Origin of the sequence: Streptomyces sp. NPDC005374 (genome assembly GCF_042872225.1) — a bacterium.
Classification (GTDB): domain Bacteria; phylum Actinomycetota; class Actinomycetes; order Streptomycetales; family Streptomycetaceae; genus Streptomyces.
This window is the reverse complement of sequence record NZ_JBIAKA010000044.1, coordinates 1-3,928: the sequence shown is the minus strand read 5'-3', so window position 1 is coordinate 3,928 and position 3,928 is coordinate 1. Positions and strand designations below refer to the sequence as shown.

3 protein-coding genes are annotated in these 3,928 nt (G+C 71.3%); all 3 read left to right on the top strand.

Annotation, left to right across the window (positions count from 1 at the left end; genetic code table 11):
- Positions 1 to 145: 145 nt before the first annotated feature.
- A complete protein-coding gene (sucC, locus tag ACFYRX_RS46730) occupies positions 146 to 1,276 on the top strand; it encodes an ADP-forming succinate--CoA ligase subunit beta (protein WP_389113561.1) in 1,131 nt (376 codons plus the stop codon).
- Positions 1,277 to 1,287: 11 nt separating this feature from the next.
- Complete coding sequence (sucD, locus tag ACFYRX_RS46725) at positions 1,288 to 2,187, top strand: succinate--CoA ligase subunit alpha (protein WP_389113559.1); 900 nt, start codon at positions 1,288 to 1,290, stop codon at positions 2,185 to 2,187.
- A 100-nt stretch (positions 2,188 to 2,287) separates the two neighbouring features.
- Positions 2,288 to 3,844, top strand: coding sequence for an aldehyde dehydrogenase family protein (locus ACFYRX_RS46720; protein ID WP_389113557.1), 1,557 nt, complete (start codon positions 2,288 to 2,290; stop codon positions 3,842 to 3,844).
- The last annotated feature ends 84 nt before the right edge of the window (positions 3,845 to 3,928 follow it).

The following is a 3,928-nucleotide window of genomic DNA, read 5'->3' as shown; positions in this document are numbered from 1 at the left end:
GTCATGGATCACCTCACGGCCATGTTTGGCACATTGCATACAGTCGACGAATACTGTATGAAGATTGTTATCCCGCATCCGATGGGTGATGTCCAGGGGGCGTGCAGCACTTTTGAGTCGTGCACTTTGAGACGGGAGCCCAAGCATGGACCTGTACGAGCACCAGGCACGGGAGCTTTTCGAGGAACACGGGATCCCGGTGCCGAGGGCGGAGGTCACCGACTCGCCCCAGGAGGTCCGCGCGATCGCCCGCCGGCTCGGCGGCAGCGTCGTCGTCAAGGCGCAGGTCAGGACCGGGGGCCGGGGCAAGGCGGGCGGGGTGCGGCTCGCCGCGGATCCCGCGGAGGCCGAGCGGACGGCACGCCGGATCCTCGGCATGGACATCAAGGGACATCCGGTGGGCGAGGTCATGCTGGCCGAGCCCGTGGACATCGAGAGCGAGTTCTACGTCGCCTACGTCCTCGACCGCGCCGCCGGTCGTTTCCTCGCCATCGCCTCGGCGGCGGGCGGCACGGACATAGAGGAGGTCGCCGCGGCCCGCCCGGACTCGGTCGCCCGTATACACATCGACCCTGCCGAAGGCGTCACCTCGGCGAAGGCGGGCGAGATCGCCGAGGCGGCCGGACTGCCACCGCGGACCGTCGACGTACTCGTACGGCTGTGGGAGGTGCTGGTCGAGCAGGACGCCGTCCTCGTCGAGGTCAACCCGCTCGTCCGTACCCGGCAGGGCCAGATCCTCGCCCTCGACGGCAAGGTCACCCTCGACGACAACGCCCGCTTCCGGCAGCCCCGTTGGGGTGCCGAGACCCTCGCGCACGACGATCCGCTGGAGGCGGCCGCCGCCGCGAAGGGCCTCAACTACGTCAGGCTCGACGGCGAGGTCGGCATCATCGGCAACGGGGCCGGCCTGGTCATGTCGACCCTCGACGTGGTCGCCGGCTGCGGGGCCCGGCCCGCCAACTTCCTCGACATCGGCGGCGGAGCCTCGGCCCAGGTCATGGCCGACGGACTGACGGTCATCCTGTCGGACCCGGCCGTGAAGTCCGTCTTCGTCAACGTCTTCGGCGGCATCACCGCCTGCGACGCGGTCGCCGACGGCATCGTCAAGGCCCTGGCCGAGATCCGGCTCACCAAGCCGCTCGTCGTGCGCCTGGACGGCAACAACGCCTCCGGGGGCCGGGCTGTCCTCGACGCCTGCGCCCACCCCCTGGTCCAGCAGGTCGCCACCATGGACGGTGCCGCAGGCCGTGCCGCCGAACTCGCCAAGGCCGGCTGAAGGAGCGGGACATGGCCATCTTCCTGACCAAGGAGTCCAGGGTCCTCGTCCAGGGCATGACCGGCGGCGAAGGCATGAGACACACGAGGCGGATGCTCGCCGCCGGCACCACCGTGGTCGGCGGTGTCAACCCGCGCAAGGCCGGGCGGACCGTCGACTTCGACGACCGTACCGTCCCCGTCTTCGGCTCGGTCGCCGACGGCATACGGTCGACCGGCGCGGACGTCACCGTCGTCTTCGTGCCACCCGCCTTCGCGAAAGCGGCAGTTGTCGAGGCCGCCGACGCGGGGATCGGACTGGTTGTCGTCATCACCGAAGGCATCCCCGTCCACGACTCCGTCGCCTTCACCTCGTACGCGAGGAAAAAGGGGACACGGGTCGTCGGCCCCAACTGCCCCGGCCTGATCACCCCCGGCCAGTCCAACGCGGGCATCATCCCGGCGGACATCACCAGGTCCGGCCCGGTCGGTCTGGTGTCCAAGTCCGGCACGCTCACCTACCAACTCATGCACGAGCTGCGCGACATCGGCTTCTCCACCTGCGTCGGCATCGGCGGAGACCCCGTCGTCGGCACCAGCCACATCGACTGCCTTGCGGCCTTCCAGGACGACCCCGACACCGAACTGATCGTTCTCATCGGGGAGATCGGCGGCGACGCCGAGGAACGGGCGGCCGCGTACATCCGAGAGCACGTCACCAAGCCCGTCGTCGGCTACATCGCCGGGTTCACCGCGCCCGAGGGCAGGACCATGGGCCACGCCGGCGCCATCGTGTCCGGTTCGGCAGGCACGGCACAGGCCAAGAAGGCGGCGCTGGAGGCGGTCGGCGTCAAGGTCGGGAACACCCCCACCGAGACGGCCCGCCTCGTGCTCGCACTGCTGGACACGGTCCGCGAGGCCCCTCGGGCCTGACCCGGAACCACTCGGCGGCGCACGGAGACCCCTCCAGCCCCGCCGCGTTCCCCCCTACCCCTACCCCGCCCCCGACCGTGCACCGAGAGCGGAGACTCGCATGACCACCACCCTCAACTCCACCCCTCTAGTGGTGAAGTCCGGAACCTCATGGAACGACGCCTGGCAGCGCTGCCTCGCCGTCGCCCCCGAGGCCTTCCGGGACGACCGCGTCCTCAACCTCTGGGCCTCCGCCTGGCGGGCCGACGGCCGGGCCCTGCCCGCCACCAGCCCCGTCGACGGCAGCCCGATCGCCGGCCCGCCGCGCCTGGACCGGGAAGCCGCCCACCAGGCCGTCCGCGCCTCCCTCGACCAGCACCGCGCCTGGCGGCACATACGGCTCGAAGAGCGCCGGGCCCGCGTCGCGGCCACCCTCGACGCCCTCACCCAGCACCGCGAACTGCTCGCCCTCCTGCTCGTCTGGGAGATCGGCAAGCCCTGGCGGCTCGCGCAGGCGGACGTCGACCGCGCCATCGACGGAGTGCGCTGGTACGTCGACGGCATCGAGCCGATGGTCGAGGGCCGGGCCCCGCTGGACGGCCCGGTGTCCAACATCGCGAGCTGGAACTACCCGATGAGCGTGCTCGTGCACGCCATGCTGGTGCAGGCCCTCGCGGGCAACGCGGTCATCGCCAAGACCCCGACCGACGGCGGTGTCGCCTGTCTGACCCTGGCCTGCGCGCTCGCCGCCCGCGAGGGAATCCCCGTCACCCTCGTCAGCGGCAGTGGGGGAGAGCTGTCCGAGGCGCTGGTGCGGGCGCCCGAGATCGGCTGCGTCTCCTTCGTCGGCGGCCGCGACACCGGCGCCGCTGTCGCCACGGCCGTCGCCGACCTCGGCAAACGCCATGTCCTGGAACAGGAGGGGCTCAACACCTGGGGCATCTGGAACTTCACCGACTGGGACGCGCTGGCCACCGTCATCCCCAAGCTCTTCGACTACGGCAAGCAACGCTGCACCGCCTACCCGCGGTTCGTCGTGCAGCGCGAGCTCTTCGACGAGTTCCTGGCGGCCTACCTCCCCGCCGTGCGCACCCTGCGCCTCGGCCACCCGCTCGCCGTACAGAACCCCGACGACCCTTACCCCGCACTGGACTTCGGGCCGGTGATCAACGCGGCCAAGGCGAAGGACCTCCGCGACCAGGTCGCCGAGGCCATCAGCCGCGGCGCCGTCCCCGTGCACCGCGGCAGCGAGGCCGACGCCCGCTTCCTGCCCGGCCAGGACACCTCGGCGTACGTCCAGCCCGTCACCCTGCTCAACCCGCCCCCGTCCTCACCCCTGCACCACGCGGAACCCTTCGGCCCGGTCGACACCATCGTCCTGGTCGACACCGAGGCGGAACTGCTGGCCGCGATGAACGCCTCCAACGGCGCCCTGGTCGCCACCCTGTCCACCGACGACCGGTCCACCTTCGACCGGCTCGCCCCGCAGATCCGCGCGTTCAAGGTCGGCCACGGCGCACCGCGTTCCCGCGGCGACCGCGACGAACTGTTCGGCGGGTTCGGCGCCTCCTGGCGCGGCGCCTTCGTCGGCGGCGAACTGCTCGTGCGCGCGGTCACCCGGGGCCCGGTCGGCGAGCGGCTGCCCGGCAACTTCCCCGAGTACCAGCTGATGCCGTGAGAAAGGTCGGGGCGGCGCACCGAGAAGGCGCCCCGCCCGGCCACCGGCGAACACACGACGATGCAGAGATGGGGTGGCGAGCAT